The organism is Tenacibaculum sp. E3R01, assembly GCF_003318185.1.
GTDB lineage: Bacteria > Bacteroidota > Bacteroidia > Flavobacteriales > Flavobacteriaceae > Polaribacter > Polaribacter halocynthiae.
The window spans coordinates 13,729-40,674 of record NZ_QOCC01000022.1 but is presented as its reverse complement, the minus strand read 5'-3'; the positions used below and the strand labels follow the sequence as shown (position 1 = coordinate 40,674).

Sequence of the window (26,946 nt, the reverse complement as noted above, 5' to 3'; positions counted from 1 at the left end):
AATATGAAAAGAGTCTGTCAAATCATCATTTTACTAGTATTTGTATTGGGTGTACAATCATGTAAAAAAAACGAGTCTAAAGCAAGTAATGTTCATGATTATAGTGAATATGTTTCAGTTTTTCCTGAGAATTTAATATCGACGACTTCTAGTTTAGATTTTTTATTAAAGAATAAAGCAAATGTAGCTGATGTAAAAAATGATGTTTTTACGATAACACCTAAAGTAAAAGGGACGGTTGTTTTAAAAGACAACTTATTAACTTTTGTTCCTTCTGAAAAGTTAAAAAGTAATCAAGAATACAATGTAACCTTACATTTATCAAAACTATACGATGGTATTGATAGTAACCTGAAAGATTTTACTGTTAAAATTAAAACAAAAAAACTGTTATTTAATGTAGCATTAAAGTCACCAACTGTATTAAATAAAGATGAATATTATATTGAAGGAGTTTTAACAGCGAGTGATGTAATTGAAAGCTCAAAACTTTCAGAGTTAGTGAGTGCAAGTTATAATGGAAAAGCCACAGATATAAAGTTTGATACTTCAGAAGAGTTTGTTTCTAAAGCGACTTTTAAAATTGATAAATTAAAAAGATTTGAAGATGATAAAAGTATAAATGTCTTATGGAATGGTAAAGCAATTAACTCAGTATCTAAAGGAGAAAGAGAATTATCAATTACAGGAAAGAACAACTTTAAAGTATTAAATATTGAAGTTGTTGATACTGAAAAACAACATATAGAGATTAGTTTTTCTGATGCAATAAAGAAGAATCAAGATTTAAAAGGGCTTATTCAGTTTGTAAATACTCAAAAAAGATATTTTACGTATGCTATTAATAACAATATAGTAACAATCTATCCAAAAGCAGCATTTAAAAATAAAGTTGATATTGAAATATTTAAAGGACTTAAAAGTATTGACGGATATGCTTTAAAAGAAAGTTATAGTAAAACATTACACTTTAAACAATTAAATCCGCTTGTAAGTTTTATAAAAAGTGGAACAATTATACCAAATTCAAAAAATTTAAAAATAAACTTTAAAGCTGTTAACCTTAAAGCTGTTGATGCAACTATTTATAAAATATATAAAGATAATGTATTACAGTTTTTACAATATAACAACCTAAGTAATAAAGGTAATTTACGTTATGTAGGAAGGCCAGTAGCAAGTTATACTGTAAACTTAACAAATCAAGGTGTTGATTTGACTAAAGAAAATGCCTTTGCTATAGATTTAGCAGAAATTATTACTGTTGAAAATGGAGCAATGTATAGGGTAGAGCTTTCATTTAAAAAAGAATATTCAAATTACACTTGTGATGAAACACTTTCAACAACTACAATAGTTTATGGTAAAAAAGAAGTAAATACTAAGGCGTTCGATAATCCTAACTATTATAATGATAATTATCGTAGCTATCGTTGGAGTGATAGAAAAAATCCTTGTACTGAATCCTATTTTTATAATAAAAATATTAGCACAAATATTTTAGCTACTAATTTGGGTGTAATAGTTAAAAAAGGAAACAATAATACAACTTTTATTGCTGTGACTGATTTATTAACAACTAAGCCAGTTGAAGGAGCTAAGGTAACGTTATATAATTTACAGCAGCAACCAGTTATTGAAACAACAACAGATAAAGAAGGAATAGTAAAAATTGAAGGTATAACCAATGCTTTTTTTGCTGTTGTAACTAAAAATAATAATACTACCTATATTAAACTGAATGACGGAAATTCATTGTCAATGAGTAAGTTTGATGTTTCAGGAGTGAAACTTCAAAAGGGAATTAAGGGATATATTTATGGAGAAAGAGGAGTTTGGAGACCAGGAGATCAATTATTTTTAACTTTTGTTTTAAATGATAATGCGAATCCAATTCCAGAAAAACATCCAATAAAATTTGAGTTGATTAATCCGCAAGGGAAAATTACTGAACGTAAAATATTATTTAAAATTCCCAAAAATGTGTATGCGTATTCTCCTAAAACTAATAGAGATGCAATAACAGGAAATTGGAAGTTAAGAGTAAGTGTAGGTGGGGCGGTTTTTAATAAAAATTTAAAAATAGAAACAATTAAGCCTAACCGTTTAAAAATTAAGTTAAATACAAAAGCAGATTTTATTAAGGCGAATACATCTATTGATGGAGATGTGGAAGTAAAGTGGTTGCATGGTGCCATTGCTAGAAATTTAAAGTTAGACATTAATGGGAAATTTACTCAAACGGTAACAGCTTTTCCTAAGTATTCAAATTATAAGTTTGATGATATTACTAGAAGATTTGGTACGGAAGAATTCAAAGTTTTAAAAGGAGTTTTAAACAATGAAGGAAAAACAACTTTTTCAGTAAAACCGAGATTGGCTAATAAAGCTCCAGGGATGTTAAAAGCCAGTTTTATAACTAAAGTGTATGAAAATGGAGGTGATTTTAGTACCGATGTATTTTCTAAAAAAGTATCACCATATACTTCGTATGTTGGATTATTAAATGCAGAAGAGCAACAGTCTAGAAATTATTTGTTTACAGATGAAAAGTATACGTTTAATGTAGCTTCAGTTAATGATTTAGGAGTAGGTATTAGAAATAATCTAGAAGTAAAGGTGTACAAATTGTCGTGGAGATGGTGGTGGAGCACATCTGATAACGGACTTTCGAATTACGATGGAACTCGTTATCATCAACCATACAAAACGTTACAGGTAAAAACGAATGCAGCTGGTAAAGGTTCTTTTGATTTAAAAGTTGATGAAGGTGATTGGGGGCGTTATTTAATAAAAGTAAGAGATAAAAAAAGTAAACATGTAACATCAAATATTGCATATTTCGATTGGCCTTCTTGGTATGGAAAGAAAAAAGGAAGTCAAGACAAAACAAATGCTACGATGTTGGTATTTACAACAGATAAAGAATCGTATCAAGTAAATGAAACAGCCACAGTAAAGTTTCCCTCATCTGAAGGGGGAAGAGCTTTAATTACCATTGAAAATGGTGTTGAAGTATTAGATAATTTTTGGGTAGAAACAAAAGCTAAGCAAACTGAATTTAGTTTTCCAGTGTTAGCTAATTATACACCTAATGTTTTTGTAAATATATCATTGTTACAAAAACATAGTCAAACAGTAAATGATTTACCAATAAGAATGTATGGATCAATACCAATGTTGGTAAATGATCCAGCTACAAAATTAGAACCAGAGATTAGTATAGCTGATGAATTACGACCAGAATCAGTAGCTACAATTAAAGTAAAAGAGAAAAAAGGGAAAGCAATGACATATACAATTGCTTTAGTAGATGATGGTTTGTTAGATTTAACACGTTTTAAAACGCCTAATCCATGGAGTACTTTTTATGCACGTCAATCATTAGGTGTAAAAACATGGGATATTTTTGATGATGTGGTAGGTGCTTATGGAGGTAAGGTAAATCAAATATTAAGTATAGGAGGAGATGAAGCTGAAGCTGGTAGTAAAAACAAAAAAGCAAATAGGTTTAAACCTATGGTTGTTTATCTGGGGCCTTTTCATTTAGAAAAAGGAGATACTAAGGAACATGTGGTAAAAATACCCAAATATGTTGGTTCTGTTCGTGCAATGGTTGTTGCAACTGATATAAAAAAGGAAGCATACGGTAGTGATGAAAAAACTTCTTTTGTTCGTAAACCCGTAATGATTTTAGCTTCATTACCTCGTAAAATAACACCAAAAGAAACAGTTACTTTACCAGTTACTGTATTTGCAATGAAACCTTCAGTAAAAAAAGTAAAGGTAACAGTGAAGCCTAATGAATCTTATACTATTATTGGAGACAAAACACAAACTGTTACGTTTAATCAGCCTGATGAAAAAATGGCATATTTTACGTTAAAAGTTAATGATTTTAAAGGTATAGGTAAGGTAAATATTGAAGCTAGTTCTGGAAATGAAAAAGCATCTTACGAAGTAGAAATAGATGTGTTAAATCCAAACCCTGTAACAACAGAAGTTAAAGATTTGATTTTAAAATCAAACGAGCAAAGTGAAATAAATTTTTCAACTTTTGGAACTCAAGGAACAAATGCTGTTGGTATAGAATTGTCTACATTACCACCAATGAATTTTACAAAACGTATGGGGTATTTAATTCAATATCCACATGGATGTGTTGAGCAAACTACTTCCAGTGCTTTTCCTCAATTATTTCTTTCTGAAATATTTGAACTACCAGTAGAGAAAAAACAATCAATAGAAAGAAACATAAAAGCAACAATTCAGCGTTTATCAAACTTTCAATTATCAAATGGAGGTTTATCTTATTGGCAAGGAAGTGGTAATGCAAATAGTTGGGGAACATCTTATGCAGGGCACTTTATGATTGAAGCTGCTAAAAAAGGATATGTATTACCTATTGGATTTAGGTCAAAATGGATTGAATACCAAAAACAAGAATCAAGAAATTGGAGAAACAATTCAAGATATTATAATAATGCTTTAACACAAGCATACCGATTATACACTTTGAGTTTAGCAAATAGCCCTGATTTAGCATCAATGAATCGTTTAAGAGAAACCAATTCTATTTCTAATGAAGCTAAAATGAGATTAGCGGCAGCTTATGCTTTAATAGGTAAAAAATCGATAGCAAAATCTATTTTAGATACTTTAACATCTCAAAATTACTCTAAGAGGTATTACCATAATTATGGTTCAGAAACTAGAAATAAGGCAATGGCTTTAGAAACCTATACATTATTAAATGAAGAAACAAAAGCAATTAAATTAGCTAAAGAAATTGCTGAAACTTTATCTAGTGAAAGTTGGATGAGTACACAAACTACGTCATATAGTTTATTAGCTATAAGCCAGTATGCACTTCAAAATGGAGATAGTTCAGGTATTAATGCTAGTTACTCATTTAATAACAATGTAGAAAAAATAAACACATCCAAAGCATTGTTTATTAAAGATTTAGTTGGCTTGCAAAAAGATAATAAATTAAAAGTATCGAATAAAAATAAAGGAGTTTTATATGTAAGAGTTTTTAATAAAGGAATTTTACCAGTTGGTGAAGAGAAAGTTGTTCAAAAAAATTTAGAAGCAACAGTAGTTTATAAATCAAAAGAAGGAGTTAAAGTTGAGCCAAATAGTTTGTCTCAAGGAACTAATTTTGTTGCAGAAGTAACTGTAAGAAATTCAACTAATGAGAAAGTTGAAAATGTAGCTTTAACACAATTTATACCATCAGGTTGGGAAATTATAAATACTCGTTTCACAGATTTTGGAAACAATACTAATTCATCAAAAGTTGATTATACAGATATTAGAGATGCAAGTATTAGTAATTATTTTACCTTAAATAAATTTGAAACTAAAACGTTTAGAGTATTATTGAATGCTTCTTATTTAGGAGAGTATTATTTACCAGGTATTCAAGTAGAAGCAATGTATGACAATGACTATATAGCTCGTAATAAAGGACAATGGGTTAAAGTTATAAAGTAAATAAATAAGAATATTTTCTTTTTAATTTGTGAATTATAATTAAATAAAAAACATGGTTTATGATTAGATAAACCATGTTTTTTTAATTTTAAAGTAAAGAAAATCAATATGGTTTGAAAAGGAAAATAAAATAGGTGTTGTGAAATAATACCTTGAGTTATATATTTGCCGCCTTAAATTTAAAATAACTAAGCTATGTTAAAAAAAGTAATATACATTTTTGTATTAATCTCATTAGTTTCCTGTATTCCAACTAAACATTTCATAAACAACATACATAAAACGGAAAAGGTGTTGAAATCTGAATCAATGCTAATTGTTGCAAATAAAGAAGTAACTGTAAATAGTTTTAAAAAAACATTTAAGAAAAATTACGAGAGTAATGAAGTGTTTTTAAAATCGTTTGCTAACGATTTTAAATCATCGTTAAATAGTAGTAATTTATATACCAATTTAGTTATAGATTTAAGTGATAAATGGAAGGCACTTTCTGAAGGATATAGCAAAAAAAATAATGATATAATTAATAATCTTTTAACTAAAACAGATAAAAAATATTTATTGTATTTAAAAGGTGTTACAATTGATAATTATGTTAGTTCTAGTTATTCTCCGGGGTTTGGTCCAGGGTCAATGGGAACCCATAATTCAACTGAGTTTTGTACAGTAAGTGTTACTGTAGTTATTTACGATGTAAAGGCTATGAAACAAGTTTTAGAATTTGAATCAACAGGTGAAAGTTCGGTGTTCTTTTTTGATTTTACCAAGACACTTATTAAAGCTAGAGACAGATCTATTGAAAATGCAATAAAATATTTAAAAACAGGTAAAACGTCATAACGTAAGTATATTAGTTTTATTAAAGAAATAATAAAAGAGGTTAAGTCAATTTATGATTTTAACCTCTTTTTGTTTTTAATAACTAAAAATAACGCTCTCTTATACCTGAATTTTAAACGTCTAGAGTTTTTTAAAAGAAAAGAGTACGTATAATTCTTAAACTAGCAGTATGATTATAAAATAGTTGTATGTAAGGCTATTTAATAGAGAAAACTAACTAAAATTTAAAACGTACTTATTATGAACTTAATTTCAATTATTTCTCCTGTAATAGATCAAATGGAGAGTTCTCACTTAAAAACTCAGTTGTCTACTTATTTTCCTTTACAAGAAGAAAAGTTTTCAGTTATAGAAGAATCTTTTAAAGAATTTACATCCCAAAAACAAAATAAAGAAGTACTAAATACTTTTTTTAAAAGTTGGAGTCAGACAAATAATAGTGCAATGACAGTTGCAGGTTTAAGTAATCGTATGACCATGATTATTCATAAAAATCAAGAAGTAAAAAGTGAACATGATTTATTTAAATCAGTGTCAAGTTTAAATAGAATTGTTGATGAAGATTTAGCAGTGGTAGGTAGAATATTACACTCTAAATTATTTTATAATATGGCAACAAGTATTTCAGGCGATGATTCTTGGTTGTCTAATACATTTTTAAATAAAGAAGCGATAGCATTTAAGGCTTGGAAAGATAAAAATTCGTTACGTAATAAAGATATTATGGTAGGATTATTAACAACTTTAGTGCATGAAATTTATACACATGGAGAAGTTGAATTTATCATTCCTCTATTTGAAAATTGGTTGCAAGATGAAGGACGTTTAACTGAGTCAGAAATAGACAGTGCTCTTGCATGGATTCGTGTTCATTGTGGTCCAACTGAGAAAAATCATTTTTTTCATGCTGTAGATGCGGTTAATTCTTATGCGAAGGCTTTTGAAATAGATGTAAATAATTATGATTTAAAACAAATAATAGAAGACTATTTACATTTAAAATCTGAGGTAATGGGAGTTTTAAATAAAGAACTTTCTCAAGAATACACTTTTTAAAATAATTTAGATGATTGAAGATAAGGTTAATAAAAAGGAAGAAAAAACTTGGGATATTTCTAAGGTAGGAGTTGATGCATTAAAATTTAATCAGTTACTAAAAAAACATTTAGGAACGCTATCTCATGATACAAAATTATTTAAAAATGTTCCAGTTGTAATGAGCTCTAATTCAAAAGTAGAGTTTTCAAGATTAACAAACTTATTGAATGATGTTTTTGAAAAGATAGTTCTAAATTATTTTAATGATGAAAGAATACAGCAATTGTATCAGTTAGATAAAGAATTAGAAGATATATTAGTAGAAGCATATTCAATACCATACAAAGTAGGAATGTATCGTCCAGATTTAGTTTTTGATATGTCAGGAGTACCAAAAATTTGTGAAATAGGGTGTAGATATCCTATTAATGGTTGGATGATTAGTTACTATATAAATGAGATATTAAATGAACTAAAACCAAAAGAAGGTACTGAATGGGATTCTATCGATGAACAGTTAGGGTTTATTACAAATTTGTCAAATGATTTTGATATAACAGAAACACTATATTATGTGCATAATAAAGAAAAAGGAACTGAAGCATATTTAATGTTTAATGAGTTACTTAAACTAGGTTTTACTATTAAAGATGTTTCACCTAATGATTTTGAAATTGTTGAAGGTAAATTGATCTTTGAAACTAAAGAAGCTACTCAGTTTATTCTTGAAATGGATAGGGAAGAACTAAAGCAATTAAAGCCTTCAGTTTTAAAAGCGTTAATACGATCTAAAAAATGTATAAATGATGTACGTTCAATTATTTTAATTCATGATAAAAAAGTATTAGCAGCTTTATATGATGAGCAAATAATGAGAAGGTATGTAAATAGTGAAGACTATAATTTTTTAAAAAAATACCTTATCCCGTCTTATACTCTAGATTTAGAAATAATCAGAGACCAACTAATTAACTCTAATGCTAACTGGGTACTTAAAAAAAGTAGTGGAGGTAGAGGACTTGACATGTTTGTTAAAAATGAATGTAGTTCAGATACTTGGAGAAAAATAATTAATGAAAAATGGAGTGAATACATGGTCCAAGAATATATACCACAAAAAAAGTTTTCTATAGAAAATGATAAAAGTATTGAAGAAATAAATATTGTTGGTATGTTATTAGCTTACAATGAAAATTCATTTGGATTAGGCGTTTATAGAGGATCAAAACAAAGTATTATTAATGTCCACAGTGGAGCTTATGTATTACCAAGTGCTATAAGAATGAAATAAATGAGGTTCTCAATTATAATTCCATTATATAATAAAGCTGCATATATTAAAGAAACATTACATTCTTTAGCAGTACAAAGCAAGTTACCTTATGAATTAATTATCGTTGATGATAAAAGTACGGATGATAGCTTACAAATAGTGAAAGACTATTTAAAACTAGCTCCAATTTGTTTTAAAAGGATTCGTGTAGAATTGATTGAACTAAAAAAAAATTATGGAATAGGATATGCTAGAAATATAGGATTTTCAAAAGCGACTGGAGATATTGTAAGTTTTTTAGATGCAGATGATATTTACAAAGAAAATTTGATAGAAACAGCAATAAATGTAATGTCATTACATACCATTAATTTTTTAGTTTTAGGAATTGAGTTATTTCCAAGTAATAGAGTATATCCAAAAATTGATAAATTAAAAAAAGAACTTACATTAATAAAACCTAATGTTTACCGTATAAATAATCCTTTAAAATTAATTACATCACAAAATTTTTACTTATTAGGCTCTAACGTAGTTTTAAAAAAAACGTATGGTGAATCAATTAAATACATTGAAGAACCTATTATTTATGAGGGAATAGACTATTGGTATCGAGTGTTAAAAAAAATGATAATTAAAGAGAGGAATACTGTTGGTTTATTGATGGGAGAGTTTTTAAAAGTTAGAGAAGTACCAGGAAGTGCTTCAAGAAAAAAGTATAATCATTGGAAAGAAATTGATTATCCTCCAGTGCTTACCCGATTTAAGAATAGTAAGGAGTATTATGATAAAAGATTAAAAGGGGTTGTATCAAAACGATGGATTAATCATGCAATGTCTAGTTTGAATTCATTATCTCAAAAAATAAAATTTATAATTAGGTATAGAAAAATATTTTTAAATCAAATACATTACTTTTTTCTTCACAAATTTTAAAACTAAAGAGAATAATGATGAACGAAAAGTTGAAGGAACATTTTATTATAGTAAAATCATCTTCTTTGTTTAAAGAATATTACGATGATATTCAATCAATGTCTGAGGTATTTCCTATGGAAAAACATACTTTAAGAAAAATTTTAAGTAGTAAATTCAAACTAGAGGATGAATCAAAAGGAGTATATTTAGTCCGCTCGGGAGGTTCATCGGCTAAGCCTCTTATTTTTCCAGTGGATATAGATGAAAATTTATACCAACGTAAACTGTTAGCTCAAGAGCTAGTTAAATTTGGAATGTTTTCATCTAAAACAATAGCATTAAACTTATTTAGTTACAAAGATATGTATCGCACAGCTGCTATTGTAGATGATGTTTTAGAAAAGTGTAATGCTACAACTATTTCTTTAGGAGCGTCTTCCTCTTTTGAATTAGTATATAATAGTGCATTACAGTTCAAAGGGAACATAGTAATGGGAACACCATCAAAACTGGTGCTTTTTGCAAAGTATGTACTTGATAATAATTTGCAATTAGTTATAAAAAATATAATGTATGCTGGTGAGTTTTTATTAGCATCTCAAGTGGTTCTTCTAGAAAAAGCATTTGGAGCTCAGCAAATTTATTCGTTATATGGTTCAGCGGAAACTGGTATATGGGGTTGGTCAAATTATTCAAAAAAACCAATGTCATTTCATATATTGGATGATATAATTGTAGAAGTAGAAAATCCAGATAATAATGAAAACGGAACGGTAGTGGTAACTAATTTATTAAGGAAAAGGTTTCCAGTTTTTAGATATAAGATGGGAGATGTAGGAACTATAAAAGAAGAAGGAAATAAACGAATTTTAACATTAATATCTAGAGAGTCTAAATCATTTTCAGTTGATGCTGAAGCATATTTTATAAATGATTTTGATTGGCTTTTTAATGAAGTTGACCGTTTTCAAATTCAACTATTTTTTAATTCAGAGGCACAAGTTGATGTGAAGTTTTTATTAATAAAAACAAATACAAAAGATTCCGAACTTAATGAAATTTATCATCTAGTTGAAGAAAAATTACAACAAATTTTCCAAGTCAACCCAGAAAAAATAAATATCACTGTGGCTTTTGTAAGTGAATCTGATTTATATATAAATAATACAACTTCTAAAACGCCAATTGTTATTGATTTTAGAGAGTAATTTTTTTTAGAATTAAATGAAGAGAAGTAATTAACTTTGAATAGTAACCAAACCAATCAATTATGAGAGCTAAATATGTACTAATACTACTAATTATATTTGTAGTAACTAGTTGTAATAAAAAGAAAAAAGATAAAATAGTAAAAGAAGATTTTAAAGAGGTTTCTAAAAAGCAAGATTCTATAGTTTTTAGTTTTACTTTTTTAGGCTGTAATAGAGTAGATAGGCATCAAGTAGGAGATACTACAGCAACAAATGCTTCTACGGCTAATTTATCAGCAATGAAACGAATTTGGACTGAAATTTCTGATTTAAAAAGGAAACCAGATTTATTTTTCTTTTTAGGAGATATGGTATTGGCAGAATCTACTACAACTAAATTAGAAAATCAACTAATTGCATGGAAAAAATTATACTATAACACTAGTTTTAGTCCTATTAGTAAATCTAATATAGAAATGGTAGCCATTCCTGGGAATCATGAAATGTTATATTGGCATGATTATAATGTACCGCACCATGATGAATGGCCTTTGAAAGGAGCTACTCAAATTTGGATGAAGCATATGGCAGAATATATGCCTAAAGATAGAGACTATGTTAAAGGAAATGATAGTATTAATAATCAAATGACTTTTGCTTTTACTCGTAAAAATATTGGATTTGTATTGATGAACACTGATACTTATAATAGTCCAACAAAAGAAAGCCCTTATGGTTTAGAAGGGCAAATACCAACTCAATGGATAATTAATAAAGTTGAAGAATATAAAAAAAATCCTAAAATAGATCATGTTTTTGTATTAGGTCATAAACCTTATTATGTAAGTGGAAAACCAGAAACAGGGCATAAAGGGTTTCCTGAAGGGCCAGTTTTATGGCCTAAATTGGTAGAAAATAAAGTGGTAGCAATGTTGTCAGCACATTTACATGATTATCAACGTATGCAACCTGGTAATAAAGGTACATACCAAGTAATTGCAGGGAATAGTGGAAGTCCTGGTTCAGCCACCTTTTTTGGGTACTCTAAAATTGATATTATGAGTAATGGGGATGTAAAGTTAAGTTCAATTGGTTATGATAAAGGGAATCCTTACTATAAAGCAATGCCAAATAGTCCTTCGACAGTAAGAGATGAAACAGTGTTGACATGGTCAAAGAATGTAAATCCATATCCAAATAATTAAAAAATAAACTATTTTATATTGATTAAACTCATTAAGAACTTTCTTAATGAGTTTTTTATTAGATATTAAATGATAATTACTGTTATAAGACTAACTATCTTTGCGAAAAATAAAAAATTCATAGATAGTATACATTATGGCAAATACAATTAAAACGCAAGAGGATATTTTAGCAAAATTAAATATCTATGAATTAAATGAAATGCAGAATGAGGCTATTTCAGTTATAGATACTACAGCAAATACTGTAATACTTTCACCAACAGGAACTGGAAAAACATTAGGCTTTTTATTACCTACATTAAAGGTAATAGATCCAAATAATAAAGAAGTTCAAGTATTAATTTTAGTTCCCTCAAGAGAGCTTGCTATTCAAATAGAGCAAGTTATTCGTGAAATGGGAACAGGATTAAAAGTAAATGCTGTTTATGGAGGAAGGTCTATGGCAAAAGATAAAATAGAATTAAAACATACCCCAAGTATTTTAATAGGTACGCCAGGTAGAATATCTGATCATTTTGCAAATGAACGTTTTTCTAAAGATAGTATTAAAACATTAATACTTGATGAATTTGATAAGTCATTAGAAGTTGGTTTTGAGTATGAAATGAGAGGTATTATTAATCAATTACCAAACATTAATAAACGAATTTTAACATCAGCAACTCAAGAATCAGAAGTACCAGATTTTGTGAGGTTAAATAACCCAAAAGTATTAAATTACTTAACAGGTAAGAAACCAAAAAAACTAGCTATAAAAACTGTGGTTTCTTCAGCAAAGAATAAAAATCAAACACTTTTAAACTTGTTACTTCATGTTGGTAATCAACAAGGAATTATTTTTTGTAATTTAAAAGATAGTATTCAACATGTAAGTGACTTTTTATCAAAAAGTAAAGTAGCACATAGTTGTTTTTCTGGAGGAATGGAGCAAAGAGATAGAGAGCGTTCTTTAATAAAGTTCAGAAACGGAACAAGTCAAGTTTTAATAGCTACAGATTTAGCAGCAAGAGGTATCGATATTCCTGAAATGAATTATATAATTCATTATGAACTACCCCAAAGAGTAGAAGAATTTACACATAGAAATGGTAGAACAGCTAGGGTAAATGCTAAAGGAACAGCATATGTTTTAAAATGGGAAAAAGAAAATTTGCCTGAATTTATTAAGAACGTACCAAACGCAACTATTTCTAATAAAGAAAAGCTGAAACCTCGTTATTGGGAAACGTTATTTATTTCAGGGGGAAGAAAAGACAAAATTTCAAAAGGAGATATCGCTGGACTTTTCTTTAAAAAAGGTAATTTAACTAAAGATCAATTAGGTGTTATAGAACTTAAACAAGATTGTGCGTTTATTGCTGTGCCTGTTACTGAAGCTAAAGATCTAGTAGAGAGCTTAAATAATACTCGTTTAAAAAGTAAGAAAGTACGTATTAGTATTGTTTAAAAATAACTATAAAGAATCAAGGATACCTACTAGTTATCCTTGGTTTTTTATGAATTACTTACTTTAAATTTAAAGTAGGAGTTAGTTATTAATATTGTTTTATTACTTGAAATTCATCATATGTTAATAGCCATTCATTATTTATATTTTCCCATTTTTCTTGAAAAATTTTTCCTTCACCGATATTCATACTCCAAAGAGATGTAAGTATAACACTATTGTTTGTTTTAACACTGAATGTTGGATTATGATAGGTAAGATTTGTAGCTCCGTCAGTAATTAGTTTATCCCAAAATATTTTGATATTCTTTTTATCATTTACAGATGTAAAAGGAACGGCATTCATTGTAGCATTATTGGAGTATCCATTTCCGCACACATCTTTTTTACCTGTATTGAAGCCTTCTATCCAGTTTATTGATGCTGTAATAACTTTTTCTAATATGTTATGACTAGTAATAGGGGAAGTAGTATTTTCTTGTGGGGTTTTAAATTGTTCCAATATTTGAAAATTATCATAGGTTAATAACCATTGACCTTTAATTTTTTCCCATTTCTCTTGAAATATAATACCTCTTCCTACATTCATACTCCAATTAGCGGATAAAAAAGCAGTAGTTTCATTAGCTATTTCAATACTTACATTTGTGTATATTAAGTTAGTGGCACCAGATTTAATAAAAGGTTTCCAAAAGTTTGAAATTTCTTTTTTACCAGTTTTTACACCATAAGGAGTAACATTCATAACTGCTTTTTTAGAGTATCCTTGCAAGCAGGCTTTTATGTTTTTACTATTAAAGTTTGAAATCCATGTTTTACTAGCTTTTAATACTTCTAAAGCTACTTTATGATGTTTAGTTGGACTATGACTAATGTAAGATTGTTGGGGTGATTTATTTTTATTCTTTGAATTTTGCCCAAAAGAGTTACTTACAATTAGAAATATAAATATTGGTAGAACTATTTTAAATCTTTTCATTTTAATGTATTTAAGTTTATTACAAAGAAAAGATGATAAAAAAGTAAATACCTGTGACTTTTATCACAGGCTTATTTATTTTACTAAAATGAGTATTTCTTTTTGTCCAAGATGAAGTTTATTGTTTTTTTCAAGCTTTTTTAAAAGTCTAGATATTACTTCTCTAGAAGTACCCAATTCTTTTGCTAATTCTTGATGAGATTTTTTTACAATTGAATCAGTTGCTTTTGATAATAAGTAATCAAATAATCTATCTTTTAAAGGTTGAAAAGCTAGGGTTGAATATTGATTTATTAAGTGGTTATAGCTATCTCTAAAAGTATTTGTTGTAAAAGTATTCCAAGATTTGTATTTAAAATTCCAATCTTTAACATGCCTTACAGGTATATTTAGAATAATACACTTATCTTCAACTATAGCATTTACACTACTTTTACAATCTTCAAAGCAAGCGGAAAGGGAGAGTGTACATGTTTCCATGCTGTTTAAATAATAAATTAAAATTTCACGCTCATCATTTTCCTGATATACCCTTACTTTTCCTTGCAAAACAATTTTTAATACTTTAATATATTGATTGTTTTTAATTATAAAATCACCTTTTTGATGAGTTGTTATAGTTGAATTTGTTTTTAAATCGTTTATTAGTTCTTCTTCAGTAATACGAAGTTCTTTTATAAAAGCATTCAACATTTTTTCTATTTCAATCAAACTTTATATGGTATGCTTATGAGTTATTTTTTATTAGTAATTAATCAATAATATTAATTACAGATTGCCTTTCTCTATTAACGGTAAGTTTTGTTATATCAGGTCTAGAATAATGTCCAACAGAATCAAAGTTTTGTCTTTCTTCCAGTACTCTATTAAAGTTAATTTCAGCAGTGATTATTCCCTCTTTATTTATAATTGGAGCAACAACCCATTCACCATCAGGTCCTGCTATACAAGATCCACCATTAGCTAAAATATTAGGTGAGTTTTTAAGTATTTCTTCTAAATGTGGCGTGTCTTTAGGAAAATCCTTAATTTTCATTAAACTGGAAACTGATACTACAAAAGATCGAGATTCTTTAGCTATAAATTTAGTAATATCTTTTGTATTAGTATCAGATCCTGGCCAAACAGCAATATGTAAATTCTCTCCCATACCATATAGAGCTGTTCTAGCTAATGGCATCCAGTTTTCCCAGCAGTTTAAACCACCAACAGAGAATTTTTTTAAATCATGAACTCTTAGTCCATTACCATCACCTGGAGACCAAGTTAAACGTTCTTCAAAAGTTGGCTGAAGCTTTCTATGTACAGATTTAATTTCACCTTCTGAGTCTATATATACTAAAGAACAATATAAACTATGACCACCTCTGTTTTTGGCACGTTCTATTATTCCTAAATATATGGCAACATTGTTTTTTTTTGCAAGATTACAAATTTCATCCAATTCTCCTGATTCAATTTGAATAGAGTTTCTTATATAATGTGCATGTATTTCTTTTTGAACAGTAGAATTAAATTCTGAACCATTAGTCATTGATAACCAAAAAGGGTAGCCAGGCAAAAGTGATTCTCCAAATACAAGAAGCTCACAATTTGAATTTCCAGCTTTGTTGATAGAATCTTTTATTTTTTCAATAGTTTTTGACTTATTTAACCAAACTGGCGAAATTTGAGCCATTCCTATTTTGAGTATATTTTCTGTATTCATGTTGGAAGCGTATCTGTCAATGTTTAATTACATATTTTATGCTTCTAATTTAGGAAATAGATACGAAATAAGGTCTTTCAAAACAAATTTTAAAGATTTTTCTCTTTAATTGGTATCCAAACTTCTTCTTCTGAATTTTTATCAGAAGGGTTATATTTAGCCCCTAACAACTCAAAATGCTCCCTTTGATCTAATTCATAATTAGAATTTGGTAGCCATTGATTAAATATATATTGAGATGTTTTTGGAAAATCTTTAGCCATTCCTTTATGTATAAAAACAGCATAAAGTCCACCTTTTAAAATTAGGGTTTCCATATTCTCAGGAATATCTTCAAATTTTGAAGTTTCAACCATAGCACATTTAGTGAACTCTGTATTTGGATTAAAATCCTTAAAATCTAATGATTTTTCATAGCTCTGTATTGAAAAAAAATCTGAACCAATGGTGTTTTTTATTGTTTTTCTTTCAGGCATAAAACTACTCCATAATTCAGCAGTTTTATTAGCCGCTAAAGACATTTTTATCGATTTTCCTACTAGTTTTTTTGTAGGAAGTGTTTCTATCCTTGGTTGCATCATATTTATTTTTATTACTACTTAATAGTCTGTATTAATATTCCTAGAATTCCAATACCCAAACATAAGGGAGAAAATATTTTAGAATCAGCTTTAGCAAATTCAGTACCTTTTATTTTTTTGAAAAATCCTACATAGTTAAATTCTCCAATTGCGCGAATTATAAAGATACAAGGAATAAACCAATATCCATATGCTATGACTATGTTTGGAAGTTCAATATTTATTAGTTCTGTTTTTACAAGATAAACAAAACCAAATAATATTAATACAACTGCTACTATAACAGTAGCAATTTTAGGAATAGCAACACTATTTAATTGATTATTTTTTGTAGGAATAACTTTAGTTACACCCCATGTACCTCCAAATAACCAATATATATGAAAACTCCCTAACACAATGAAGGTGAAAAATAAGATTAAAGAAAAAATTAGGGTTATCATAAACGAGAGATTTTAAAAATTTGATTAAACTGTTTTTTATTGATTGATTCAGGCGTTAACTTGATTATTTGATTTCGAATACTAATTAAAAAAGGGTTTGATAAATGTGCTATTTTTCCAATCATCCAACTTTTTTTTACTACTTGATGAGCTTTTTTTATTCGTAATTTTTGAAATTTTTTAAAAGCAATGTTGTTTTGATATTTACTTAAGCATTCAGAAAGTATAAAAGCATCTTCTATTGCTTGGCAAGCTCCTTGTCCCATATTAGGGGTCATTGCATGCGCAGCATCTCCAATGAGGCATACGTTTTCTTTATACCACCGTTTAATCGGTTTTAAATCAGAAATTTCTGCTGTATGTATCTGTTTTTTGTTTGTAGAAGATATAATTTCTTGAATAATACTACTGTATAGGGAAAAGTGGTTTTTGATATTGTTGCTATTTATTTCCTCTTTATTTTTTTTAAAAGATTTTAGAGCATACCAGTATACTTTATTTTTAGCAATTTGTACAAAGCCAAACCTATTAGACTTTCCCCAGGCTTCGTTAAGTTCATTTTGATACTTTAGAGGTAAAGAATAATCAGTAATTCCTCTCCAACAAAATTGTTGAACATTTCTAATATTGGTTTTTGAAAATAATTGTTGTCTAACAATTGAGTTTAATCCATCTGCAGCAATTAGGGTTGAAGATTGAATAGTTTGCCCCGTTTTAAATTTTAAGGTATGGCCATTTGAATTTTTTGTTATTTTTTCTAACTTATAGTTTAATTTAAGAGAAGAAGAAGATAATTGATCAATTAAAATCTGCTGTAAAACAGCTCTGTGTATTGCAATATTTTTAACCCCAAATTTATGTTCAAATGCTGATAGATTTACTTTTGAAAGAGGGATTAAATCTGGTTTAGTAATATTTAGTGAAGAAATATGATTTCCTTTTTCTTCAATTATTTTGTGTAACCTAAGTGCTTTATAAACTTGCATTGCGTTATTCGCTAAAATAATGCCAGCACCTATAGGTTTAATGTTTTCTGTTTGTTCAAAAACTCTTGTTTTAAAGCCTTTTTGTTCTAAAGCTATTGCCATTGTTAACCCACCTATTCCAGCACCAATAATATCAATTGTTTTCATGGAATTAATCTTATTATTTTAAAGCAAATTTCAAATAATAAAATAAAATAGGCACTTAACTTTGGGTAATTAATGTTTAGAAATTTGATTTCTAATCCTGCTTAATGATTGTGGAGTAATACCTAAATAACTAGCAATATGTTTTAATGAATATTTTTGAAAAAAATCTGGGAACTCCTTTAAAAGAAGTAAATATCTTTCTTTAGGACTTAAAAATAAAAGTTGCTCAGTCCTTCGTTTACTATTAATAAAAATTTGTTCACTTATAATTCTACCAAATTTATTCCAATAAAAAGAATTGTTGTAAAGAGAATATAGTCCTTTATGATTTAAAAGAATCATTTCTCCTTTTTCAATAGCTTGTATCCATAAAGTTGAAGGTTTCTGACTAATAAAGCTTTCATAATCGGTTATGAATTCATTTTTTGAACGAAGTAATAAATTAGTTTCCATTAAATTATCATCTCTGAAATATGATCTTATAGATCCATTTTTAATAAAAATTATATGATTACAAATATTGGGAGGAGAAAGTAATATTTCATTTTCAGCAAAACTAACTACTGATAAATGTGGTTTTACTGCTTCCCAATCTTTATTTTCAATGGGTAAAATAATGTTTAATATATTTTTTAGTGCCTCGATTTTTTAATGTAATGACGATTAATGCTAGTATAGTAATTGTGTTAAAAATACTGATTTCTCTATTAATTGATTGTTTTATTTACTTTTTTTAATTAAAAAAATAACTTCTTCAGATGTAGGTAGTATAAACTACTTTAAAAATTTAATTTTAGGATAATAAATAGTGATATTTTCATTATTAATTCTTAGAGTATTGAAAAGAATAAAACATAAATTAAAGAAATATAACACTCCAATAGAAATAAAAAATAATTTAAGAGTAAGGTTTTCTATAAGTGGCGTTTTTGACAAAATAAATAATAGAATAGGAAGGGAAAATAATACTATATTCCATGTTATTTCAAAGTTTATTAAATCTCTCCCTAGTGTATCAATATTTTTAACTTTTCCTTTTTTATTTGTAAATACAATAAAAGGCACTAAAATTCCAAGTAGTGGAAAAAACAGAAAAGTTAGGGCAGAGAGGTTTAAAAAAAGTAAACTTTTAGTATCTTTTTTTACACTCCAATCAATTAATTCGTCTGGAGTTACATGTAAAGCATTGGATAACCGTTTAAGCGTTTCTCCAGTTGGATTTGAGTTACTATTTTCAATTCTTTGTATTGTTCTTAAACTTAAACCAGATTCTTCAGCAAGTACTTCTTGAGACATACCTCTTTTATTTCTTAATTCTTTAATCTTTTCTGCTAGATGATTTTTATCCATTTTTATGTTTTTTGTTATGTTGCTTTTGCATAATAGCAATTGTAATTGCACCAAGTATGAAGCCAGGTATTAGCTGGATTAAAGAGCCATAAGTTATTTGATTAAATAAAGCCTGCTCAAAACTATTAAAATATAATCCATAATGAGTTCCAATTTCCCATTTATTATCAACCCACCAAAGAATTGCAACGGGAATTCTTGATAAGGGTGAAAAAATAATTAAACATAAAAGAAGTAATATAAAGGGGGTTTTAGTATCACTTAATTTTATTCCCCAGTAAATGGAAAATCCCAAGGTTAACCAGAGTAATCCTATAATGAAAATAATGTTTTCAGAAATACCTAACAGTTCTAAAATATAGCGAACAATGGTTACAAGTAGTGCAATTATTATTGGAGTTTTGATAATGCTTATAGCTTCATGTAATAGTGTTTTATGAAACTTAATTCTTTTATTATTCAATGTGTAAATGTTAAAAACATGAAGTACAAAAGTATAATGACATTACTGTTTTTGGTCCCGCCATGAATGCGACATCTTTATGCAATTTATGCTTCATGCATAAAAAAAAGTAATTTAAATGAATAGGAGTGAGGGATTGATAAAATGTCTTTATTTTGAGTATAGTTAAACTATCTTTTCACCTATAATACCAACAAGAAAACCTAATGTAGCTCCTAAAGAAGTCAAGTAATTTTTTTCTAGTTTACTTTCTGGTATGATATCTTGGACTAATAAATATAAAATTCCTCCACTAGCAAAAGTCATTAGATGTGCTGTTAATTTAGGAGAGTCAGTTAAAAGAAAGTGTCCAATTAAAGCAGCGATGATTCCAAAAAAACTTAAAGCTAAAAATATAAAAAGTGTTTTTTTAGTGCTAAGTCCACTTAGCACTAGATCGCGGTAAGAATTAAAAGCTTCAGGCAAGTTTTGCAATCCAATAAATATAGCCAAAAGAGTTGCTGCACTAGAATCAATAGCAAATACAGCTCCTAAAGCAATTGATTCAGGGATGAAATCCATCATCATGGCCAACAGTGTAGCAGTTTTTCCTTCTTTTTTTGCTAAAAACTGATCTAAGCGCATAAAGAGAATTGCCCCAATAAGAAACGAGAAAGCCATTGGAGCCAAGCTTAGTTCTTCCATACCTTTTGGAATTAAAACTAATGCTAAGGCAGACAAAATGATACCAGCTCCAAATGACATGAGTGTATGAGTGATTTCGTATTTTATTGGGCTTTCTTTAATATGATGATTAAAATAATTAGCCAAGAGCCCACCTACAAATACTGTAATACCAGCAAATCCAGAAAACAAAATAATAGATGTTAGCATACTTTTAAACTTAAATCTAACTTAAGTATGTAAATTACGTATTATTTTGTTATTGAAAAAAGATTAGATGTCAATTAGGTAAGGTTTTAAGTTTTATTACTTAGGATTCAGTTTAAATGCTTAAGAGCTATTTCTGCAATCTTTCTTGTAACTTTTGTTGGAGAATTACAATCACAATTATTTAAACCGATAACATAAATACCTAATTCAGGTAAATATACTCCCATTGATTTAAAGCCAAAGATAAAACCTCCATGTTCATAAGAAGTTTTATTACCTAAAGTTTTTATATTCCATCCATACCCATAGTTTGTTTTCTTACCATTTGTTAAACTATAATTAATGAAGGCTTTCTTTATTGTTTCTTTTTTTAAAAGCTTATTTTCTGTTAATGCATGTTGCCAAATATTTAAATCATTAACAGAGGATAGAAGTGCCCCTGCTGAATAGGATAGGGTATAACTAACAAACCTAGAGTTTTGATAATTTTGTTTAAGGTGGTATCCTGATGCTCTATTTTTAATAATGGTTCTATGGTTTCCATACGTAGAATTTTTCATGCCTAATCTTTTAAAAATATTTTTAGTAACAAACTCTTCATAAGTTAAACCTGATACTTTTTCAATTATATAACCTAGAATTACATAGCCTGAATTGTTGTATTTATAATACTCACCAGGATTAAAATCCATAGGTTCGTTTTTAAATAGATTAATAAGTTCTTCAGGAGATATATCATTTTTGTCTATACTATAAAGTTTTTTTAGAGAAGTATAACTTTTAATACCAGAAGTGTGATTTAATAAATGATGTATTGTGATTTTTTTTTGACGAGTAGGGTAGTCAGGTATATATTTAGTTATATCATCATTTAATTTTATTTTGCCCTGTTCTACTAGCATTAAAATCGAAATAGCCGTAAATTGTTTAGTTATAGAACCTATTTCAAAAACATGATTAGGACGCATAGGAACATTTAATTCAAGATTAGCAAGACCAAAAGCTTTATTATATATGATTTTCCCATTTTTTGAAACCAAAAAAGTAGCACCAGGAGCGTTTGTAGGATATTTTTTTTGCAATATACTATCGATAGTAGATTCTAAATTTTGAGCATAACTAATTGTTTGAAAATTTAAAAGGATAAAAGAAATAATTGCTAATAAATATTTTGGAAGAGAGGTTCTTTTCATTTTTATGGTTTCTATATATTATTTTATGGTTGGACGCTAGGTGAAATATATAGGTTACAATAAGCTTAAAAAACTACCTTTTTTATATAACTAAAATAGTTATTATTAATACTCATCATTTGCTTTACAATAAAGCTAATGATGAGTATTAATATAGATATATTACTAATTTGGTAGTATTGCGGGTAATATATATTGAGTCATCATTTTATCAACATTAGAATGTGCATTTGGAGTGTTATATGCAGAAGAGGTAATTACAATAACATAAGGAATGTTCTTAAAAATAAAAATTTTATTTCCACCCCTACCATTAGCAAAAGAAACTTCATACTGTTTATTAGCAACTGTGTATGTTTTATTCCAGAAAAGATAACCATAATGTCTATTTTTTATACCTGCATTAGATTGAGATATTTGTTTAGATAAACTTTTATTTACCCATTTTTTTGTTAAAATCTGTTTACCTTTCCATTGACCATTATTTTTATACAACTGACCATATTTAGCAAAATCAATGGCTCTTAATTGTATTCCACCAGCTGTGTTACCAACTTTTTGAGGAGTATATTGCCATTTATAATTAGTAATATTAAGAGGAGTGAATAGCTTTGTATCAGCAAAAGAAATTAATCCTTTAGGAACAGATTTATGTATAATATCACCCAAAATGATTACTCCAGCGGTAAAATATGTAAACTCTTGTCCTATTTTTTTATGTTTATGTAAGGGGAGATCAAGTGAAAATTTCAACCAGTTTTTTGTAGGATACATGTTTTCTTCATTTCCTGGACTACTATAATCGGTATCATCACCAAGAAAACTAGAACTCATAGTTAAAAGAGACTTTAATGTTATAGAATCTTTCTTTTGAGTATAATTTTTAAATAATTTTAATTGGTAAAACTCTTTTAAGAAAGCATATTCATTTTTAATATGTTTTTCATCAATAGCTATTCCTAGGAGTGTTGATGCAAATGATTTTCCTACTGATCTTGCGTCATGTAAACTATTTCTATTTTCTCCATTAAAATATTCTTCTATTAAAAGTTTATTATTTTTAATAACAACAATTCCATTTATATTTTCAAATCTTTTTTCAGCTATTTTCCTATTTAAAGCCTCTATTTTTTGATGGTTATATTTATCATTAGATAATTCCCAACCACTATTTGGTAGTATTTCTTGAACTGGTATTAAACGTTCATCTACTGTTATTTTTGCTACTTTTATAGCGATATTTCCTTGTGCTATAATTTTTCCAACTTTCACTTTTTTTTCTTTTATATAAGGTCTTATTTGAATGGATAAAGAATGATTACCTTCACTAAAATAATCTTGTCCGCTACCAATTTTCATAAATTTTAACCACATAAACCATCCCCAAAAATCAATTTGTTTTGGATATAGTAGCGGAATTAAAAATTTAAGTTGAGTTGTTTTACTTTTAATGCTACCAGCACCTTTATTTAAGTTTTCAACATAAACTTTTTTACCATTTATTAAAAATGTGAATTGGAAATTTCCCTTATTTAATAATTGATTTTGCGTTAAGTTAGGAGCCAATGACTTCAAACTTTCAATAAGAGGCTTATTTAAGTTAAAATGAATGTTTAGAAATTCATCTTTATTTAAAATGAATTTATTAGAATAGTAATTTGGAGTGGTTTTAACTTTTTGAAAATCAATTTTTGAAAAATTAATATTTTCAATTTCCTTTTTTTGTGCAAAACTAATTATAGTATTACAAAAGATTATAAGGTAAGTAAGAAAGATTAAATTGTATTTTAATTTCATTTTTTGAATATTAAATTATGTTATTCAACAAACTTACTATTCAAAGGAAGTACCAATAGCTCCAAATTATAGAATGGTACTCATTTTTTGTGCTTCAGGTGTATTTTTCAATGATTTTTTATATTGTAAGGGAGTAATGCCTTTAATATTTTTAAATACTCTATTAAAAGTGGTTTTAGAGTTAAAGCCACATTCAAATGATAAGCCTAATAGAGTTATGTGGTCATATCTTTTATTTTGCATTTTTTCAATAATGGCGTTTACGCGATATTCATTTACAAAGTCTGAAAAGTTTTTACCTAAACCTTCGTTTATTACTTTAGATAAAATATTAGGATGCATGTTAAGGCTTTCTGCTAAAGATTTTAGTGTCAATTCTGAGTTAAGGTAAAAAAGATTTATTAGCATTTGTTCTTTTAACCAAGAAGCCTTTTTCATAATTTCTTCAGATGTTTTTTCTTTAATTGTACTATTTTCTTCAGAGTCATTTTTTTCTTTCTTAGCTTCAAGTAGAATTACTTCAGGTCTTAAAAAAGCTTCAACACTTATCCAAATAGTTATTACTGAAAGTAAAACATACATGGGATAATAATCATTAATGCCTAGCTGAAAATTAAATACTACATAATCAATTATAGTATAAGGAACCCACAAAAACCAAAGAAGGGCAAATATTATAATTAACCTGTAAAGCCACTTTAATTTATAAGCATCATTATTACTATAGTTTTTATGCAGCCATGAATGATATTTTTTAATAGATTTTAAAGCAAAGAAAGAGTATGTGACAATGGAAATAATAGCAAATAACTGTAAAATAGGCATCAATTTAAGGTAAGTGTTTGTTTCAATACCAATAATATTATTTGAAAAAGCATCATAACTTATAATTAAGTGAACAACTAATTCTAATAATAAAGGTAGAAAATGAAGAAAACCTTTTTTAGACAAAAGATGATTAAAATTGGTTATTCTTTTTACATATAAATATAATAACGGACCAAGAGCTAGTGAAAAATTTAAAGGGATTATATAAAATAATGGGAAGTAATTTGTTATTTGAAAATCTAAACTTAATACCCAAATATTCCATAACACAATAATAAAGGTAACTAAACCAAGTAAAATATTAGCTTTTCTATTAATTCGTTTAGTAAAAATAAGTAACATTCCGAATGTTGTTCCTATAAAAACAGATGCAATTATGATTAGGTTAAATAAATTTAAATTGGATTCGCACATTGATTGTATTTTTAGTATGATAGAATCATCAGTACAGATTTAATTAAGACCTATAGATTCTAATTAACTATTAGACGAACTAACTTATAAAATGTAATTATAATAATCAAAAAAGTGCAAACTTTTTAATTTGCACTTTAACTACCACTAGAAATAACAGTAATTTTTCTTTATTGATTATTCAAAAGTATTAAACTAGGTATTTTTTATTCAATATATTTATCAATATTTATTTTTCTACTTCTATGATTAGCTTCTTTTACTAATTGCAACATTTTGTCTAAACTTCTTCTGTTTAACAATTTTCCATTAGCAATTACTGTGTTAATTGATTTCGTGTTTTTTATATCTTCTAAAGGATTTTTATTTAAAAGAACCAAATCAGCGTCATAACCAATTTTAATTTTACCAGTATTACTTTTCATCCATTCAGCAGGAGCAACTGTTGCACTATGAAGAATTTTAGAGTTTGACATACCACATTTTTTTAATGATTCAAATTCATCATGTAAAGAGAATCCAGGTACTACACCAGTAACATTAGCATCTGTTCCAGCTGTTAAAATTACATTATGTCTTATTAATGCTTTAGCCATAATTTTAATTGCTTTAGCGTAGGTTTCCCAGAATATTTTTGATTTTTCACTAATTTTTGGATTTTTTTTAACTTCTATATCTTCATAAGCATTATTTCCAGGAAGCCAGCCTTTAGCTAGTCTTGACCCTTCAATTAAACCAGGGTTTGTATATTTAAGTTCAATGGTTTTAATAAAATTATTAAGTTCGAATTTTTGTTTTGGAAAACTTTCGGATACCCAAACTGTTGAAGAAACAACAATATTATTTTTTTTGAGGTTTATAGCTATTGAATCACTATTTTGATTAAGATATTTTAAATAAAGTTTAGGAGTATTGTAAACAACGCCAGTATAATCTTCCATAGTATTTTTAGTGATTTCTTCTATATGAGATAACTGTGATTGTCCAGAGGAATAAAAATGATTTAACCCAATAGAGTAACTTAAGTGGCCTATAGTTAGAATATTTTGTTTTTTCGCTTCATCAGTAATTGCATGGTGTATTTCTTTACTTAATGTACCATTAAGTTTAATTGCATCAAATCCTTGTTTTTTGAATTTTCGGACAGCTTTTCTAGCTTTTTTTTCTGTTGTGTAATTTAGTGGTTGATCAAAATAAAGTTCTTTTATTTTTCTAATAAAACCTTTTTCACTTCCTACTTTTCTTGTTGCTACATATATTTTAGGGCTTACAGCTCCATTTTGAGCTTCCTTTCGCCATTCTAAATGCCTTTTACTTCCGGTCATTTCACTTATGTAAGTAATACCATTAGCCAAATATAGAAGTAAATCATTTTTACTGTTTTTTAAATGTACGTGAGAGTCTATAAAACCAGGAATAAGGTATTTTCCTGTTCCGTTTATTATTTTGTATTGGTTTGTAATATTTATTCCTTTGGCAATGTTTAAGATCTTTCCGTTTTTAATTAAAACAGTTAAACTATCTAACATTTTTGAACTATCCGGAGATAATACACTTATATTTTTTATTGCTATTGGGTTGGATGAAATTTTAAAAATTGATGTGTCTACTAATTCTGTGTTTTTTCCAAGATGTTGGTTGATTTGTGATTTAATTCCAATACAAGATACAATGCTAATAGTAATTAAAATTAAAAAAATGACTAGTATCCATTTTTTGATTGATGTATAATTCATAATGTAAATATTTATTTATACAAAGGACAAAAAAG

The 26,946-nt window shown here is 27.6% G+C and carries 22 protein-coding genes; 8 read left to right on the top strand and 14 right to left on the bottom strand.

Going from position 1 to position 26,946, the window contains the following annotated elements; translation table 11 throughout:
* Positions 1 to 3 precede the first annotated feature (3 nt).
* The 8 genes from DS884_RS10955 (at position 4) to DS884_RS10920 (ending at position 13,413) form a co-directional block, all read left to right on the top strand.
* Entirely contained in the window at positions 4 to 5,499 is a 5,496-nt protein-coding gene (locus DS884_RS10955) for an alpha-2-macroglobulin family protein (RefSeq protein ID WP_113786775.1), read from the top strand.
* 195 nt (positions 5,500 to 5,694) lie between these two features.
* Positions 5,695 to 6,339: a hypothetical protein gene (locus DS884_RS10950; RefSeq protein WP_113786774.1), complete on the top strand. Its 645-nt coding sequence runs from the start codon at positions 5,695 to 5,697 to the stop codon at positions 6,337 to 6,339.
* A 240-nt stretch (positions 6,340 to 6,579) separates the two neighbouring features.
* Positions 6,580 to 7,395: a hypothetical protein gene (locus DS884_RS10945; RefSeq protein ID WP_113786773.1), complete on the top strand. Its 816-nt coding sequence runs from the start codon at positions 6,580 to 6,582 to the stop codon at positions 7,393 to 7,395.
* A 10-nt stretch (positions 7,396 to 7,405) separates the two neighbouring features.
* Positions 7,406 to 8,668, top strand: a complete 1,263-nt coding sequence (locus DS884_RS10940) for a hypothetical protein (RefSeq protein WP_113786772.1) — start codon at positions 7,406 to 7,408, stop codon at positions 8,666 to 8,668.
* A complete protein-coding gene (locus DS884_RS10935) occupies positions 8,669 to 9,586 on the top strand; it encodes a glycosyltransferase family 2 protein (RefSeq protein ID WP_093871525.1) in 918 nt (305 codons plus the stop codon). It abuts the gene before it with no gap.
* Positions 9,587 to 9,600: 14 nt separating this feature from the next.
* Positions 9,601 to 10,776 (top strand): hypothetical protein, encoded by a 1,176-nt coding sequence (locus tag DS884_RS10930; RefSeq protein WP_147239397.1) that lies wholly within the window; start codon positions 9,601 to 9,603, stop codon positions 10,774 to 10,776.
* A 62-nt stretch (positions 10,777 to 10,838) separates the two neighbouring features.
* The gene (locus DS884_RS10925) at positions 10,839 to 11,963 is read left to right on the top strand and encodes a metallophosphoesterase family protein (protein ID WP_113786770.1); all 1,125 of its coding nucleotides are present in this window, start codon (positions 10,839 to 10,841) and stop codon (positions 11,961 to 11,963) included.
* Between the two features lie 136 nt (positions 11,964 to 12,099).
* Entirely contained in the window at positions 12,100 to 13,413 is a 1,314-nt protein-coding gene (locus DS884_RS10920; RefSeq protein WP_113786769.1) for a DEAD/DEAH box helicase, read from the top strand.
* 88 nt (positions 13,414 to 13,501) lie between these two features.
* Here the strand turns inward: DS884_RS10920 and DS884_RS10915 are convergent, their stop codons facing one another.
* The 14 genes from DS884_RS10915 to DS884_RS10850 form a co-directional block, all read right to left on the bottom strand.
* On the bottom strand, positions 13,502 to 14,392 hold the full coding sequence (locus DS884_RS10915; protein ID WP_113786768.1) for a hypothetical protein: 891 nt from the start codon (positions 14,390 to 14,392) through the stop codon (positions 13,502 to 13,504).
* Positions 14,393 to 14,467: 75 nt separating this feature from the next.
* Positions 14,468 to 15,103 (bottom strand): Crp/Fnr family transcriptional regulator, encoded by a 636-nt coding sequence (locus DS884_RS10910; protein ID WP_147239396.1) that lies wholly within the window; start codon positions 15,101 to 15,103, stop codon positions 14,468 to 14,470.
* Positions 15,104 to 15,143: 40 nt separating this feature from the next.
* Complete coding sequence (locus tag DS884_RS10905; protein ID WP_113786766.1) at positions 15,144 to 16,100, bottom strand: carbon-nitrogen hydrolase family protein; 957 nt, start codon at positions 16,098 to 16,100, stop codon at positions 15,144 to 15,146.
* 89 nt (positions 16,101 to 16,189) lie between these two features.
* Positions 16,190 to 16,681: a GyrI-like domain-containing protein gene (locus DS884_RS10900; RefSeq protein ID WP_113786765.1), complete on the bottom strand. Its 492-nt coding sequence runs from the start codon at positions 16,679 to 16,681 to the stop codon at positions 16,190 to 16,192.
* A gap of 14 nt (positions 16,682 to 16,695) precedes the next feature.
* Positions 16,696 to 17,124, bottom strand: coding sequence for a DUF3995 domain-containing protein (locus DS884_RS10895; RefSeq protein ID WP_093871513.1), 429 nt, complete (start codon positions 17,122 to 17,124; stop codon positions 16,696 to 16,698).
* On the bottom strand, positions 17,121 to 18,257 hold the full coding sequence (locus DS884_RS10890; RefSeq protein ID WP_113786764.1) for an FAD-dependent monooxygenase: 1,137 nt from the start codon (positions 18,255 to 18,257) through the stop codon (positions 17,121 to 17,123). The genes DS884_RS10895 and DS884_RS10890 overlap by 4 nt, the downstream gene beginning before the upstream one ends.
* A gap of 69 nt (positions 18,258 to 18,326) precedes the next feature.
* Positions 18,327 to 18,710, bottom strand: a complete 384-nt coding sequence (locus DS884_RS10885) for a Crp/Fnr family transcriptional regulator (protein ID WP_093871511.1) — start codon at positions 18,708 to 18,710, stop codon at positions 18,327 to 18,329.
* A gap of 321 nt (positions 18,711 to 19,031) precedes the next feature.
* Complete coding sequence (locus DS884_RS10880) at positions 19,032 to 19,607, bottom strand: helix-turn-helix domain-containing protein (RefSeq protein WP_093871510.1); 576 nt, start codon at positions 19,605 to 19,607, stop codon at positions 19,032 to 19,034.
* On the bottom strand, positions 19,600 to 20,070 hold the full coding sequence (locus DS884_RS10875) for a hypothetical protein (RefSeq protein ID WP_113786763.1): 471 nt from the start codon (positions 20,068 to 20,070) through the stop codon (positions 19,600 to 19,602). Before DS884_RS10875 ends, DS884_RS10880 begins: the two co-directional genes overlap by 8 nt.
* Positions 20,071 to 20,235: 165 nt before the next feature.
* Complete coding sequence (locus DS884_RS10870; protein ID WP_113786762.1) at positions 20,236 to 20,943, bottom strand: ZIP family metal transporter; 708 nt, start codon at positions 20,941 to 20,943, stop codon at positions 20,236 to 20,238.
* A gap of 107 nt (positions 20,944 to 21,050) precedes the next feature.
* Positions 21,051 to 22,136, bottom strand: a complete 1,086-nt coding sequence (locus DS884_RS10865; protein ID WP_113786761.1) for a serine hydrolase domain-containing protein — start codon at positions 22,134 to 22,136, stop codon at positions 21,051 to 21,053.
* A 165-nt stretch (positions 22,137 to 22,301) separates the two neighbouring features.
* On the bottom strand, positions 22,302 to 23,933 hold the full coding sequence (locus DS884_RS10860) for a serine hydrolase domain-containing protein (RefSeq protein ID WP_113786760.1): 1,632 nt from the start codon (positions 23,931 to 23,933) through the stop codon (positions 22,302 to 22,304).
* 66 nt (positions 23,934 to 23,999) lie between these two features.
* Entirely contained in the window at positions 24,000 to 25,175 is a 1,176-nt protein-coding gene (locus tag DS884_RS10855; protein ID WP_113786759.1) for a helix-turn-helix domain-containing protein, read from the bottom strand.
* 206 nt (positions 25,176 to 25,381) lie between these two features.
* Positions 25,382 to 26,911, bottom strand: coding sequence for an amidohydrolase family protein (locus DS884_RS10850; protein ID WP_113786758.1), 1,530 nt, complete (start codon positions 26,909 to 26,911; stop codon positions 25,382 to 25,384).
* Between the last annotated feature and the right edge of the window lie 35 nt (positions 26,912 to 26,946).